We start from the raw sequence: 14,869 nt of genomic DNA on the forward strand, positions 1-14,869 counted from the left end.
TGTTTTTCTCAATCAGTGGATGGCCGCTAAAGCGACAGATGAACCCTTTATGGGGTCGGGAAAGGCAGTTTCAAGTGATAAATATCGATCCAATAAAGAAAATACTTGCAGAGCTGGAAATATACTGTATACATATACACTGTATGAATATCCACCCAACACCCTCTGAATGGCAGGTCCAACATGCTGACCCACTTAAGTGTCCACAACTTTACTCTGGTCGATGAACTCGAATTGGAACTGGATGCCGGCATGACCGCCATTACCGGCGAAACCGGCGCCGGCAAATCCATCCTGCTGGATGCCCTGAGCCTTACTCTGGGCGACCGAGCTGACGCTGACAGGGTACGTCAGGGCAAAGAGCGCGCCGACATCTGCGCCACTTTTGATATCAGTCGCATTCCCCAAGCCCGCGAATGGCTGATGAAAAACGAGCTGGGCAACGACAGCGAATGCCTGCTCCGACGGGTAGTAACCCGCGATGGTCGCTCCCGCGGCTACATCAACGGCAAACCCTCCCCCATCACCCAGCTGCGTGAACTGGGCGAAATGATGATCGACCTGCACAGCCAGCATGCCCACCAATCCCTGCTGAAAAAAACCACCCATCAGCGCTTGCTGGATGACTATTCCGGCAACAGCGAAGCCCTGACACAATGCCGGCAGCAATTTAAGCACTGGCAGACCCTGCAACAACAATTCGACCACCTTAAAAATAACGCTGACGAAGTCAATGCCCGCCTACAACTTCTGCGCTATCAAGTGCAGGAGCTCAACTCACTGGGACTGGAACCCGGCGAGCTGGAACAACTGGAGCAGGAACAGCAGCAACTCAGCAGCGCCGACAGCATCCTGCAAAGCAGCCAACAGGTTGCCCTGCTGTGTGAAGACGAAGAAGCCGGTCTGGCGCAACTACTCAACCGCGCCATCCAATGTCTGGGGGATATCGATAACAAGCCGCCAGCGCTCAATACCGTTGCCGACCACCTGTTTAATGCCCAGGTTGAAATTCAGGAAGCCCAGGGCGAGTTGCGGCACCATATCGACACCTTTGAAGCGGATCCCGAGCGACTGCAATGGGTGGAAGACCGGTTGTCGGGGGTTTATGAAATTGCCCGCAAACACCGTATCAACCCCGAAGAATTGCTGGCCTTGCATCAAAACCTCGCGGAAGAACTGGCCTCTCTGGAGGGCAGCGAAGGCAATCTGGACCTGCTGGAAACGGAAGTCACCAGCGCCAAAGAGACTTATCTGAGTACCGCAAAACAATTATCAGAGGTTCGCCAACAACAGGCACAGACACTGCAACACAACATTAACCAGCAACTGGATTTGCTCTCAATGAAAAATGCCCAGTTTGCAGTGGCCATTGCAACCGACGCGGAAAAAGCCTCTGCCACGGGTATTGATGACATTGAATTTTTGATCAGCACCAACCCGGGCCAGCCACCCAAGAGCCTTGGCAAAGTGGCCTCCGGCGGCGAACTGTCCCGCGTCAGCCTGGCGATACAGGTGGTAACCGCACAGAGCTCAACCACACCGACTCTGGTATTTGATGAAGTGGATGTGGGTATTGGCGGTGCCACCGCCGATGTCGTCGGCCAACTTCTGAGAACTTTGGGACAGGATGGACAGGTTATCTGTGTGACCCATCTGGCTCAGGTAGCCAGCAAAGCACATCAACATCTGTTGGTGCACAAACAATCCACCAGCGACTCCGCCCAGTCGACACTGACACACCTGCCACAACCCGATCGCATCAAAGAAATAGCGAGGATGATGAGCGGTGAAAATCTGGGGCAGCAGAGCATGACTCTGGCTGAAGAGATGATCAATCAGGGCCAGCAATTAGCCATTTAGCCACCCTGAATAAAACAGCAGACACAAAAAAGGCGCTTATCAGAAGCGCCTTTTTTGTGAGTGATTTTGATTTGTAATCAATTGTGGCTTGCGGCTGATTGTTACCGTTTATTCCAGCGAAACTGCCGCCTCATCAAGCCTTGGGCTTAACGTACAACACCAAGCTGTGGTCGGTCAGATCATAGCCCGCCTCATCAGCGATGGCTTTTTGCAGCTTCTCGATCTCTTCATTATGAAATTCGATCACTTTACCGGTTTCAACACACACCATATGGTCGTGATGATCACCACGCTCAAGTTCGAATACCGAGTGACCTCCATCAAAGTTGTGGCGAACCACCAGACCAGCGGATTCAAACTGGGTCAATACACGATACACAGTTGCCAGACCTACATCTTCGCCGGCCTCGAGCAATTGCTTATAAACATCTTCAGCGCTCAGATGGCGCTGCACACTGCTTTCCAGCATCTGCAGAATCTTGACCCGAGGCAGAGTCACTTTCAGGCCAGCTTTCCTTAATTCTTGATTTTCTACGGACATTTCCATACCTAAATTGCGGTTAATTGTACGGATCAAGCGATTTAATCCGCTTCGGCCTTCTCAGTAAGAATAAAGTTCGGGTATTATCCCCGTTCGTTTAAATTTGTGGAACCCCCGTAATGCAATTTGCCCTGATAAAAGCAATAAAACACCTGACCATTTTTGCACTGATTGGCCTGCTGGTTGGCTGCCAGTCGTTCAGATTCCCCGGGGTGCATAAAATCAACATCCAGCAGGGCAATATCATCACTCAGGATATGATTGACCAACTGCAACCGGGCATGAGCAAGCGTCAGGTTCGCTACATCATGGGCAACCCCCTGATTCAGGACACCTTCAATCCGGATCGCTGGGATTACTTCTACAGCATGAAAACCGCCAGAGGCGATGAGACCAAAGAACGCGTCAGCATTTTCTTTGAGGGTGACAAACTGACCGGCTTTAACGGCGATTACATCCCGACTTCGGCGCAACCAGCCTCAGAATAATTCCGCAAGCCATTAAATTCCAATCTCATCACTCCCGACAAAGCGGGAGTGATAAATCATCGATTAAGTCTTCGACTTTTCCGCCCTGCGACGACGGGCCTCTTTCGGATCGGCCTTTAAAGGTCGATAAATCTCCACCCGATCCCCCGGCTGCATTCTGTATTCAGGCGCTTTGGCCAATCCCTTGGTACCCAGAGCCTGACCAAAAACGCCCATCTTGGCCGTCTCGATGTCGATTTCCGGAAACTCTTTGATGATCCCCGATTGCTTTACTGCACCAATCGCGGTGGTACCTGGCTTAACCAGCAGAGCAATAATCTTTTGTTTTTCCGGCAGTGCGTAAGCCACTTCCACGGCAATCATTTCTATATCAGACATATTCGATCCAATTATCAACTGTACAGGTGCCGGGCACGATTACAGATCCCATCGACCATTTCATTGGCCACCTGCTCAAACATTTTACCAATCGCTCCGGAGACAATTTTATTATCCAACTCAAACTCGAGAGTAAAACTGACCTTGCTGGCCTCAGGCGACAACGCCTTGAAACCCCATTCCCCGGAAAGCCTTGAGAAAGGCCCGTCAACCAATTCCATTGTCATCGATCGCGGCGCATCCAAACGGTTGCGAGTGGTAAAACTGTGACTAAACCCCATGCGGCTCAAATCCAGCCGGGCCACCAGAATGTCACCACTGTGATCCAGCACCTGTGCACCGACACACCCGTTCATAAACGCCGGATAAGCTTCGATATCGTTTACCAGCTCAAACATGCGATGGTCAGCAAACGCCACCAGCGCACTTCTTTCTATTCGCTTCACTAAAAACCTGTAAATACATTACGTTGGCCGGCCATTGTAATGACTGACCACCGTCAAGCCAACACAAGATCACTTGACCGGCAGGGCCGTGGAACCAAGATATACATGGGCTGTCGAAAGGCCGCTCTAATTGCTAGACTTTTACTATTTTATTGATCACGGAAACAACAGAATGACAGCATCCCGAGAACAATTTGGCTCGCGCATCGGCTTTATCCTCGCTGCCGCAGGCTCTGCCGTAGGCATTGGCAACCTTGTAGGCTTTCCGGTTAACGCCGCCAAAAACGGAGGGGGCGCCTTTCTATTGGTCTATGCACTGTTTATCGTGCTGTTTTGCCTGCCCGTCATGCTCGCCGAAATTTCCGCCGGACGCTTTTCTCGCAGAAGCCCACTGGGCACCTATCAAGCCCTGTCATCCGGCAGTAAGTTCTGGTCCATTGGTGGCTGGCTGGCCCTGATAACACCCTATATGGTCGGCGTATTTTACTCGGTGATCAGCCTGTGGATTCTGGCCTATCTGGTGATGACCGTCACCGGTGATCTCGCCACACTGGCCAACCCGGATTTCTTTGGTACGTTCATCAACAGCGGCAGCGTCTTTATCTACCTTGGCGTTTTGGCAGTCATGGTGATCAGCATTCTTCAAGGGGGCGTCAAAGACGGCATTGAGCGTGCCGCCAAAACCATGATGCCCGCCCTGTTCCTGATGCTGATTGGCATGGTGATCTTCGTTCTGACTCAGGATAACGCCATGGCGGGCGTGCGTTTTTACCTGATACCCGATCTAAGCAAAATCAACATGCAGGTAATCAATGGCGCCATGGGCCAGGCTTTCTTCTCTCTGTCACTGGGCATGGGGATTCTGATCACTTATGGCTCTTACATGGATCGCAAGGCCAGCATCGCCAGCTCCAGCAAACTGGTGGCGCTGACCGACACGGGCGTTGCTTTTACGGCAGGATTGATGATCCTCCCGGCCATTTTTTCCTTCAACCCGGATGTAAACCCAGATGAACTGTCGGATTCTTCTGTAGCCCTGATCTTTACTTACCTGCCAAAAATCTTCCTCGCACTGGAAGGTACCATGGGCTACACCGGTGCCAGCTTTGTTGCCAGTATCTTTTTCCTGCTGGTGTTCTTTGCAGCACTGACTTCTCTGGTATCCATTATCGAAGTGCCAGTTGCCGGCGTGATGGACTCCTGGAACGCCAGCCGCAAACAGGCTCTGATCAAAATCGGCGTCACCATGATTGTGGTTGCGGCAGCCTGTACCGCTTCCTTTGGCATGGTGGACTCACTGACCAACTTCGTTGAATACGGCGGCGGCAGCAAATCATTGTTCGATCTTGTCTACGACACCTTCTATGACACCATCCTGCCTCTCAACGGCTTTCTGATCTGCATGCTGGTGTCCTTCCGTTGGAAAAAAGCCAATCTGGATAAAGAACTGGAAATTGGTGATCCCAATTACAAAGGCTCCCTGCTGGAACGTTACGTCAACATCTCACTGGAAACCTTTATCCCACTGATACTGTTGTTTGTGTTTGTGGACACCGTACTCTTGAAATTCTTTGGCTACAGCCTTATCTAATCCACCAGTGGTATGGCAATCCAGCCATACCGGATTAACGCCGGCACCTGTATACTGGCCTCCCGCCACCGCGGGAGTGACCAGCCATTGATTGAGTAAGCAGTTTCATGGGCAAGAAAAAGCCAAAGACACCCAGCAACAATATCGCGCAAAACAAAAAGGCGCGTTTTGACTTCCACCTGACCGACAAATACGAGGCAGGTCTGGCTCTCAAAGGCTGGGAAGTGAAAAGCCTGCGCGAAGGCAAGGTGCAAATCGTCGACACCCACGTACACTTCAAAAATGGTGAGGCCTGGCTGTTAAACGCCCAGATCAGCCCGCTGCCAACGGTATCTACCCACTTTGTTATCGAGCCCAACCGCCCACGCAAATTGCTGCTCAAGCGCAAGGAAATCGCCAAGCTGCAACAGGCGGTAGATCAAAAGGATTACACCTGTGTGTGTACCGCTCTTTACTGGAAAGGTCATCTGGTCAAAGCCGAAATCGCCCTGGCCAAAGGTAAGAAAATGCACGACAAGCGTGAGACAGAAAAACAACGGGACTGGAATCGCGAAAAACAGCGCCTGTTCCAAAAGCAGGTTTGACGCCCCAAAGACCATCCCGCATCGAGCATGTCATCGCGAACAAATCAAAACCTTGTCATCCCGAACGGACGTGAGGGATCTCTAAGGCCATAGAAAACTCGGCTCCCCGGAGATCCTTCATCCTAAGGTCGTCAGGATGACATCATCCCAACAACACCCTCGCCGCAACCACAATCAGCAATACCCCAAATACCTTATTCACCACACTGGCGCTGTGTTCCAGACGATCAATAACCGCCGGATGAGATACCATCACCACAACAACGACATACCACAGGGCATCCACCCCCATAGAAACAGCCGCCATACCCAACTTCTGCCAGAGCGTTGAATCCTCTGTAATAAACTGGGTGTAAACCGCCAGAAAGAAGATCGCCAGTTTGGGGTTTAAAAACGCCGTCAGAAATCCAGTCAGCACCCCTTCCCGAACCGACACGTCAGACTCTTCGCGTACAAATTCGGTCGGCGCGGTTAGCGCCTTATAGGCCAGATACAAAAGAAACGCAGCACCAAGCCAGCGCAGCACATCAAAAACAACCGGCGATTGCTGTAAGGCCAGCGCCAACCCCAACGCCGCTAGCAAGGCATAACAACCCACACCGGCACCGTGAGCCAAAGCCGTATAAATGCCATGCTGCCGTCCACCCTTCATGGTTTGATCCACCATAACGGCCAGACTTGGGCCAGGGCTTGCAGCCCCCATCCAGCAGAGACCTGCCAGAGTTAGCCATTCAAATAACGTCATAATTTATGAAAACCTAAAAAGAAGAAAGGGCGCCGAAGCGCCCTTTCTATACCATGAGATGGCCTATTAAAAAGACTTTCTCAAAGTCAAACCTATAGTACGAGGCTGATTCGTTCTGAATCCGAGACGTGCGCGACCACCACGCTCACGATCGAAAGACAAATCCACATTCTCGTCTGTCAGGTTATTCACATACAGGTTTGCTTCCCAATCACTGTAAACCAAACCAGCGCTGATATTGATCAACTCATAGGCATCCAACTCAAGATCAAGATCCGTCGTTTCAGCACCTGTGGCACCACGATACGCCAGACCAGAGCTGAAAGTACCAGCACCATCTACCTGATCACCAGGCTGGGTAATGCGGTCGCCCACGTGCTGAATAGAGGCAGAAACAAACGTTTCGTCTGAGCCAAACAACGCATCAGAAAAGTTATAGGTCGCAGCCAAAGCCAATTGAACCTCTGGCACAGAAGCCAAACGGTTACCCTCTTCAATACCACCAAGAATATTACCGTTAACATCTGTCACTGTAGAGTCAAACTCAGATTCGAGAACACTTGCAGCAAAAGATACGTAGAAATTATCAGTCAGCTGATTCCCAAGTTCCAACTCAAGACCTTGAGTGTGGGATTCAGGCACATTGTAAACAACCCGTGAAGAACAGGATCCTGCATCCAGTGTGACTTGCAGATCCTCAATATCAGAATAGAACAATGCAGTGTTCAGAGTCATGGAACCCCAGTTAGCTTTCATACCAACTTCGTAGTTCCACATGGTTTCGTCATCGTACTCTGGAAAGCCACCATAGGTAGCGGCATCCGCAGGGCCACACAAACCGATATTAAGCGGATCATTAGCACCACCTAAACGGAAACCTTTTGAAGCCTGAGCATTCAATGTGATCTCGTCATTCAAATCGTAGCTGGCCATGACTCTTGGGCTGAAGCCATCGGACTCGGTTTTATCAAATTGGTCATCACCATTAGAGAAAACACCACCACTGGTAAACCGACGCTCTTCTTCTACATCGTACCAGCGACCGCCTAAAGTCAACTGCAACTGCTCCGTCAAGTCATAAGTCAACTCACCAAAGATTGCCAATTGCTCGAGATCATAAGGCAGATCAGCGTTATAAGGAGAATCTGGGCCAAAACCATTAGCTGCACCAGCAGAAGTACCTGCACCTAAAGCCGCATCTGCAAATGCGTCATAACCCGGAGTAGGAAGGCGCTGTTTGTACTCTCTTTCTGTGTCAGAAAAGAAAACACCGGTAACCCATTGCAAAGGATTGGCTACATCATTGGAAGCCAGACGAATCTCATAGGTGTACTGCTCAACTTCAGTGGTATCAACCAAGTTGGACGGTATCGATACAGCGGCAGCGGCCAAACCCAAATCAATACTCACACTACCAGTCAATGCACTGGCATCACGACTCACTTCAATTTCACGATCTGTATAACTGGTGACAAAAGTTAAATCCATGTTCTCCATAGCCCATTCAAGAACTATATCGGCGATCATGGTGTCGTCATTAAAGCCTTCATCCAACAGCAGGTACTGCTCTCGCTCATCGAAGTTAATAGCCGGAGTGGTGTACGCATTACCAAACAAATTGAATACTTCCTGACGGTTGTAACCGTCCATATCAATTTCCTGGAAAATAATTCTTGGCGTAATGGTCAGGTTATCTGTTACATCCCAGGTAATGGCAACTCGTCCACCGGTCCGATCACCACTGTTAACATCATCATCTTTAGTACCATTCTCACCGTAAGCGTCAATAAAGCCGGCGTATTCAGTGGTATAGGCAACAGCACGCAGAGCAGCACGACCGTCTGCAAATGGTGCATTGATCATACCTTTAACATGACCACCCATTTCACCGTCTGTAACAGAGTTCAGGTTGGCCTCAACCATCCCTTCAAACTCTTCAAGATTTGGCTGATTAGTGATGTAGCGGATGGTCCCGCCCATGGAGCCCGAACCAAACAAAGTACCTTGAGGTCCACGCAGAGTTTCCACTCGATTTAAATCGAACAGATCCAGATCAGGGGTAAACAGCGACAATGAAATAACGCTTTCATCGAGGTATACGCCTACCTGCTCTTTAACCCCGGGCTGATCCCTTACAATCTGACCTGCAGAAACGCCACGGATAGCGACCTGACTTTGGCCTGGCCCCAAGTTTTGAATAGAAAGGCCAGCTACACTGCGGGACAAATCTTCAAGACTGGTGGCCCCAGAACGCTGGATGTCTTCTTGAGTCTGAGCATTTACAGAGAAAGGAAGATCCTGAATGCTACTTTCACGTTTGGTAGCGGTTACGACTACTTCTTCCATCGATTGTGCCATCGCACCAGACATTGCCAAAGAACTGACAAACGCAGGCGCGAGCACGCATAAAGCCGCCTTTTTCACGGCGTACTTGGTTGACATAGGTCTCTCCTTAATAGGAATTATTTTAATTGTCTTGGCGACTTATATTGTCACCTAAGATGTAGTTATAGACTTTGGCCAGAATAAGGGCCAAAAACACCACGAATTTAAGCAAAAAAACTGTAACATGACCATAAATGACCAATTGGTCAGGGCACAAATCCAAGATAACGCTGTCCATACCCAATCGCAAAGCAAGCCGGTATACTGCCCGCCTGCCAAAATCCGGACAGAGTAGACACTTTATGAGCGCCCCAAGAGAACAATTTTCATCCAAGACAGGCTTTGTTATGGCCGCGGCCGGATCCGCTATTGGCTTGGGTAATATCTGGGGATTCCCCACTCAAACAGCCTCCAATGGCGGCGCTGCTTTTGTTGTTATCTACTTTATTCTGGCTTTTGTTCTCGCCTACCCCGCATTGATGGCGGAATTAATTATTGGCCGTCACGCCCGCGCCAATGTGGTGACATCCCTCAGACACATATCCAATGGCAAAAAATCCTACGCTCTGGCCTCCGGAGTTGGTTTCTATGGTGTAATCACCGCCAGTCTGATTTTGAGCTTCTACGCCATTGTCGCCGGCTGGATGCTGGCCTATTTATTCGAATCCATTACCCAGATGCTGGGATGGACACAGGCCAGCGAATGGCTGACCGGTTTCGGTCTGCAGCGTAATCTGATCTTTATGGGGCTGTTTATGGCGATGACCATGGCCATCATCAGCAGCGGCATCAAAGGTGGTATCGAGAAATGGTCAACCCGACTGATGCCCATGCTGCTGTTTATCATGATCGCCCTGACCGTCTATGTCATGACTCAGGATGGCGCCATGGAAGGTTTGAGGGTCTACCTGCTGCCGGATTTCAGCCAGATCAACCCAGGTCTGATTCTCGATGCCATGGGTCAAGCCTTCTTCTCCCTGTCTCTGGGGGTTGGCACCATGCTGGTTTACGGCTCCTACCTGAGCAAACAAGACAGTCTGCCAAAATTGGGCGCAGCCGTAACACTGGTGGATTCCAGCATCGCGTTTCTCGCCGGCCTGCTGATCATCCCCGCCATCTTCGTGGCTCAGAAAAATGGCGTAACCGTATTTACCGAATCCGGCGACATGATTGCTGGCCCGGACCTGATCTTTCAAGTGTTGCCCAGTCTGTTTGATTCCATGGGCGATATGGGTCTGATTGTAGCCTTTGCCTTTTTCAGTTTGATGAGCATCGCGGCGGTAACCTCTTCGATCTCCATGCTGGAAGTTCCGGTTTCCTATATGACCGAAGAAACCCCCGCCAGCCGTCATCAGTCCACCCTGATCGTGGGCCTGATCATTGCCGCTATCTCCGCCATTATCCTGTTCAATTTTAACGACCTGTTCGGTCTGGTGATCGACCTCACCACCGTCTACAGCCAACCCATTCTCGGGGTATTGATGTGCGTCTTTGTGGGCTGGATCTGGCACCGCAACAATCTGCTGGAAGAACTCAAAGCGGGGCACGACAATATCGAGAGCACCCTGTTCTGGAAGATCTGGCCCAATTACGTTCGCTTTGTCTGCCCAGCCCTGATTCTTGCCACCTTTATTAGGGCGCTTTGAGCCGGGCCCAGTAAATACAGCTATGAAAGATGTCCCTAACCCTCAATCCCTAAAACTGACACCACCCAGAAAGTGGTTGTGGTTCAATATCGCCGTTTGCTTTTTGGTAAGCGGGCTGGGCCTGTGGGCACTGGAAAGCAGTAATTATCAAAACCGCAAACAGAACGAATACAGCCACACCTACGAAGACCTGACCGAACTCAGAATCCAGCTGGAAAATATCATCACCCAGAATCTGAATCTGTCTCAGGGCATGGCCACCTACATCGCCACCAACCCCGACATCAGCCAAAAAGAATACAGCGCCTTTGGCGCCCAGCTGCTCAAACGCAAAAACAACATCATTAATATCGGTGCCGCCAAGGATATGGTGATAGGCATGATCTACCCCATCGCCGGTAACGAAAAAGCCCTGGGATTGGACTATCGCAAACAACAATCCGAAGCCTTTGATGCCATTCGCGCTGGCAACACCGTGCTTTCCGGCCCACTCAATCTGGTTCAAGGAGGCGTCGGTTTGATCGCTCGCCAGCCCATTTATCTGAATCAGACTGGCGAAACCTGGGGCCTGCTGTCCACGGTTCTCGATTACGACGCCATCATCAAAGAATCCGGCCTGCTGACAGCCAAGCACCTGAACATCACCTTGAAAGGCCGCGATGCCAAAGGCGCTCAAGGTGACTTTATCTGGGGCAAGCCTGAAGTGTTTGAGCAAAACCCCATCATCCAGACCGTTAAGCTGCCGTTTGGCAGTTGGGTGATAGCCGCTACCCCAAAATCCGGCTGGATGACGTTTCGCCCCTCCACATTGATCTGGAGCGTGGCCTACATTGTGATTTTTCTATGGTTGAGCCTGATTCATCTGCGCTACAAAACCGTAAGGCGCGAACAGAAATCTCTGGTCAACTCGATCACCAGTGCCAGACGCTTCAGCGACCTGTTTGAGAGCCACGATGCGGTGATGCTGTTAATCGAAAGCCAATCGGGCCGCATCATAGATGCCAACCAGAGCGCACAAAACTTTTATGGCTATACCCAGCAGCAACTGACCCGGATGCGCATCAGCGACATCAATCAGGCCTCACCGGAAAAAGTCTATGAGGATCGCCAAAAAGCCGCCTTCGGCGAACAGAACGCTTTTGTGATGACCCATCGCCTGAAAAATGGCGATATTCGCAAGGTGGAAGTTCACTCATCACCCGTGGAAACCGGCAACAACACGTTGCTGTTTTCCATCATCCACGACATTACCGATCGCTTTGAAAGCCAAAAGAAGCTGACGCTCGACGCCGTTGTCTTCGCCAACTCTCAGGAAGGCATCATCATCACCGACAAACATCGCAATATTATCTCGGTGAACAAGGCATTTGAGATCATTACCGGCTACACCGCCGCTGAAAGTCTGGGCAAAAACCCGTCGTTTCTCAGCGCTCAAAAGCAGGGCAAAGAATTCTTTATCGAGCTGTGGAATACCGTTAACGAGACCGGGCAGTGGAAGGGCGAAGTATGGAACCGCCGCAAAAGTGGCAAGGTGTTCCCGGAGTTACTGTCCATCACCGAAGTCAAAGACGAAGCAGGCCAGCCGGAATACTATGTGGGCGTATTCTCCGACATCACCAAGCTGAAACAATCCGAAGAAGAGCTGGAAAACCTGGCCCTGACCGACTCCCTCACCGGCCTGCCCAATCGACTGTCATTGAAGAACACGCTGGATCACGCCATTGCCCACGCCAAGCGCAGTCACGAACGGGTTGCCGTGCTGTTTCTGGATCTCGACAAATTCAAGGTGGTTAATGACAGTCTCGGCCATGCGGCCGGCGATGAACTGCTGAAATCAGTGTCCGGCCGCCTCTCCGAAAGGCTGCGAGAAAAAGACACCCTGGGCCGTCTTGGTGGTGACGAATTCGTGATCATTCTGGAAAACCTCAACAGTGAAAAAGACATCATCACGGTTGCCAAAGACATCATCGAACTGATCAATCGCCCCTTCCCTCTGGAAGAGGGTCAGGAAGCCTATATTGGTACCAGCATTGGCATCTCCCAATACCCGGATAACGCCAGCAAAGGGGAAGACCTGATCGCCTACGCCGACGTTGCCATGTATCAGGCCAAACAAAATGGCCGCAACACCTATTCGTTCTACAACGAATCCCTGACCGCAGACGCCGACAAGCAGATGCGCACCTTCAGCCAGATCAAACGGGGCATCAAGGCGCGGGAGTTCGAGCTGTATTACCAACCCCAAATCGACATTCACACCGGCAAGATCATTGGCAGCGAAGCTTTGTTGCGCTGGAATCACCCCGAGCGTGGTCTGCTGACACCGGCCCACTTTATTCGCATCGCTGAAGAACGCGGCGTGATTCGCGATCTGTCACGCTATGTACTGGTCGCTGCCTGCCAGCAACTGAAACGCTGGCAAGACATGGGGTTTAAACAGACCCTGTCGGTCAACATCTCACCACAGGATTTCAATCATCGGGATTTCACCCGGGAAGTGCGCCACATCGTTCAGCAATCGCACATAGACCCGAACTTACTGGAGCTGGAAATCACCGAAAGCGCGCTGATGCGCAACGCCGACGCCATCCTCAACCAACTGCAAACCCTGCGCAATCTGGGCATCCAGCTGGCGATTGATGACTTTGGTACCGGCTATTCCTCGCTGTCGTACCTGAAGCACTTCCCGATCAATAAATTGAAGATTGATCGCAGCTTTATTCAGGACATCGAAGAAGACAGCTCCGACAGAGCCATCGTCTCGGCAATCATCGACATGGCCAAAAACTTCAACCTCACCATCGTGGCCGAAGGGGTGGAAAAGGCACCGCAGGAACTGATCCTGCAAGCCGAAGGTTGCGACCTGTCACAGGGCTACCTGCACAGCAAGCCCGTACCGGCCGCCACCTTTACCGCCATGCTGGAAAACGCCTAACCGGCCATAGCCGCCAGAAAGGCTTGTTCCTCTGCCAAGGCATTGGCGAACACCGGTTCCGCCATAATTCGATCCTTGTAAGCGACCACATTAGGCCAGCGTCCGGCGTCGTGCTCATAGCCGCAGTGCGCCAGCGTCAGAAACATACCGCCGACCGCAATATCCGCCAGAGTAATGCCATCACCCACCAGATAATCGCCGCTCAATTCAGATTCCAGATAATCAAAAATCTCCGGAATCTCCACATTCAACGCCGCATCAATATCACTCTGAATCGGATCGCGCTGAAACACCGCTTTGGCCAACACCACCTCGGCAAACAGATGCCCGGCAATCACCGGCACCATTTTGCTGGCCATATAGGCATCAAACCACAAGGCTCTGGCAGCCAGTGCGTTATCCTCGGGCAACAGCGCCGGTTGCGGCACCTCACGCTCAAGCCAGGCACAAATCACCGACGAATCCGGCACAAAGGTCTCCCCCGAGCGCAGCAGCGGAATCTTGCCCAATGGGCTATTGGCTTTAAACTCAGGCGGTTGCTCAGCGCCCGGGATCGGGAACACCGGCACCGACTCATAGGCCACCCCCTTAAAATCCAGCGCCAGACGCACCTTGCGCACATAGGGAGACAAAATCACACCATACAAACTGATATCAGCCATCACCGGCTCCTTTCTAGACAGTTACAACAAAGATGGAGTAACCCTAGACCACCGACACCGTTAATCCCAGCCTGAAACCGAAAATCTTCCAGACACTATCGGCCAACCAGCATCTACTATAAAATGCCGACTTGTTATTCGGGGAAATATCCCCATATAACAGTCAGGCGAAACGCCAAGCACAGCTCTTCCACACATCGAAAAGCAAGCTTGGCGCCGAGATTTTTGTTTCTGGCAAGGCGCTGAGCCGCATTGCGAAGGAGCATACAACAAGTATGTGACTGAGCAATTTGGAGAGGCAACGCAGTCCAGAAGCAAAAAGATCAAGCCAAAACGCAGAGATTTTCTTTTGGGGCCAGGCACTCAAGGCGAAAGGCGCGGAACGTACAGCAGTACGTGAGCACCTTGAGACCGCAGAGTAACGCCGCCACAAAAGAAAAAATCAAGTTTGGGGCCGATTTGGATTCGACGTCGGTGACAAAATCTTAGGTGCATGTCGTGAGGGTAGCGAATCACGTAAATCCAAAGCTGCAATTTATTAGTTGCCAATGACGACAACTACGGTGCTCAACTGGCTGCGTAAGTAGCCCTTTGAAACACCATCTAGG

General features: G+C 51.1%; 12 protein-coding genes and 1 other RNA gene. 7 read left to right on the top strand and 6 right to left on the bottom strand.

The window, feature by feature from the left end; genetic code table 11:
• The first annotated feature begins 183 nt into the window (after positions 1–183).
• Positions 184–1,860 (top strand): DNA repair protein RecN, encoded by a 1,677-nt coding sequence (gene recN, locus ACPXV9_RS15385; RefSeq protein WP_423898905.1) that lies wholly within the window; start codon positions 184–186, stop codon positions 1,858–1,860.
• Positions 1,861–1,993: 133 nt separating this feature from the next.
• On the opposite strand, the gene fur is transcribed toward recN, so the two are convergent.
• Positions 1,994–2,401 (bottom strand): ferric iron uptake transcriptional regulator, encoded by a 408-nt coding sequence (gene fur, locus ACPXV9_RS15390; RefSeq protein WP_423898907.1) that lies wholly within the window; start codon positions 2,399–2,401, stop codon positions 1,994–1,996.
• A gap of 119 nt (positions 2,402–2,520) precedes the next feature.
• Here fur and ACPXV9_RS15395 point away from each other — a divergent pair, with 119 nt between their 5' ends.
• Positions 2,521–2,889, top strand: a complete 369-nt coding sequence (locus ACPXV9_RS15395) for an outer membrane protein assembly factor BamE (RefSeq protein ID WP_423898909.1) — start codon at positions 2,521–2,523, stop codon at positions 2,887–2,889.
• Positions 2,890–2,952: 63 nt separating this feature from the next.
• Here the strand turns inward: ACPXV9_RS15395 and ACPXV9_RS15400 are convergent, their stop codons facing one another.
• Positions 2,953–3,267 carry an RnfH family protein gene (locus ACPXV9_RS15400; protein ID WP_423898912.1) on the bottom strand — a complete coding sequence of 105 codons (315 nt, stop codon included), beginning with the start codon at positions 3,265–3,267 and terminating at the stop codon, positions 2,953–2,955.
• A 14-nt stretch (positions 3,268–3,281) separates the two neighbouring features.
• Positions 3,282–3,713 (bottom strand): type II toxin-antitoxin system RatA family toxin, encoded by a 432-nt coding sequence (locus ACPXV9_RS15405; protein WP_423898914.1) that lies wholly within the window; start codon positions 3,711–3,713, stop codon positions 3,282–3,284.
• A gap of 172 nt (positions 3,714–3,885) precedes the next feature.
• On the opposite strand from ACPXV9_RS15405, the gene ACPXV9_RS15410 reads away from it, so the two are divergent.
• Together ACPXV9_RS15410 and smpB are read left to right on the top strand one after the other, a co-directional pair.
• Positions 3,886–5,304, top strand: a complete 1,419-nt coding sequence (locus tag ACPXV9_RS15410; protein WP_423898917.1) for a sodium-dependent transporter — start codon at positions 3,886–3,888, stop codon at positions 5,302–5,304.
• Positions 5,305–5,411: 107 nt separating this feature from the next.
• Positions 5,412–5,888 carry an SsrA-binding protein SmpB gene (gene smpB / locus ACPXV9_RS15415; protein WP_423898920.1) on the top strand — a complete coding sequence of 159 codons (477 nt, stop codon included), beginning with the start codon at positions 5,412–5,414 and terminating at the stop codon, positions 5,886–5,888.
• A 142-nt stretch (positions 5,889–6,030) separates the two neighbouring features.
• Here smpB and ACPXV9_RS15420 read toward each other — a convergent pair whose 3' ends face one another.
• Positions 6,031–6,633, bottom strand: coding sequence for a LysE family translocator (locus tag ACPXV9_RS15420; RefSeq protein ID WP_423898923.1), 603 nt, complete (start codon positions 6,631–6,633; stop codon positions 6,031–6,033).
• Between the two features lie 66 nt (positions 6,634–6,699).
• Positions 6,700–9,075, bottom strand: a complete 2,376-nt coding sequence (locus ACPXV9_RS15425) for a TonB-dependent receptor (protein WP_423898925.1) — start codon at positions 9,073–9,075, stop codon at positions 6,700–6,702.
• Between the two features lie 245 nt (positions 9,076–9,320).
• Here ACPXV9_RS15425 and ACPXV9_RS15430 point away from each other — a divergent pair, with 245 nt between their 5' ends.
• Positions 9,321–10,664, top strand: coding sequence for a sodium-dependent transporter (locus tag ACPXV9_RS15430; RefSeq protein WP_423898927.1), 1,344 nt, complete (start codon positions 9,321–9,323; stop codon positions 10,662–10,664).
• A gap of 22 nt (positions 10,665–10,686) precedes the next feature.
• Positions 10,687–13,599 (top strand): bifunctional diguanylate cyclase/phosphodiesterase, encoded by a 2,913-nt coding sequence (locus ACPXV9_RS15435; RefSeq protein WP_423898930.1) that lies wholly within the window; start codon positions 10,687–10,689, stop codon positions 13,597–13,599.
• Here the strand turns inward: ACPXV9_RS15435 and ACPXV9_RS15440 are convergent.
• On the bottom strand, positions 13,596–14,261 hold the full coding sequence (locus tag ACPXV9_RS15440; RefSeq protein ID WP_423898933.1) for a glutathione S-transferase family protein: 666 nt from the start codon (positions 14,259–14,261) through the stop codon (positions 13,596–13,598). The two genes, ACPXV9_RS15435 and ACPXV9_RS15440, sit on opposite strands and share 4 nt — an antisense overlap.
• A gap of 450 nt (positions 14,262–14,711) precedes the next feature.
• Between ACPXV9_RS15440 and ssrA the strand changes: the two genes are divergently transcribed.
• Positions 14,712–14,869: a transfer-messenger RNA gene (gene ssrA / locus ACPXV9_RS15445) on the top strand; the annotation flags it as partial.

The sequence above is a fragment of the Candidatus Pelagadaptatus aseana genome (genome assembly GCF_040362265.1).
In the GTDB taxonomy this organism is placed as follows: Bacteria; Pseudomonadota; Gammaproteobacteria; order Pseudomonadales; family Cellvibrionaceae; genus Pelagadaptatus; species Pelagadaptatus aseana.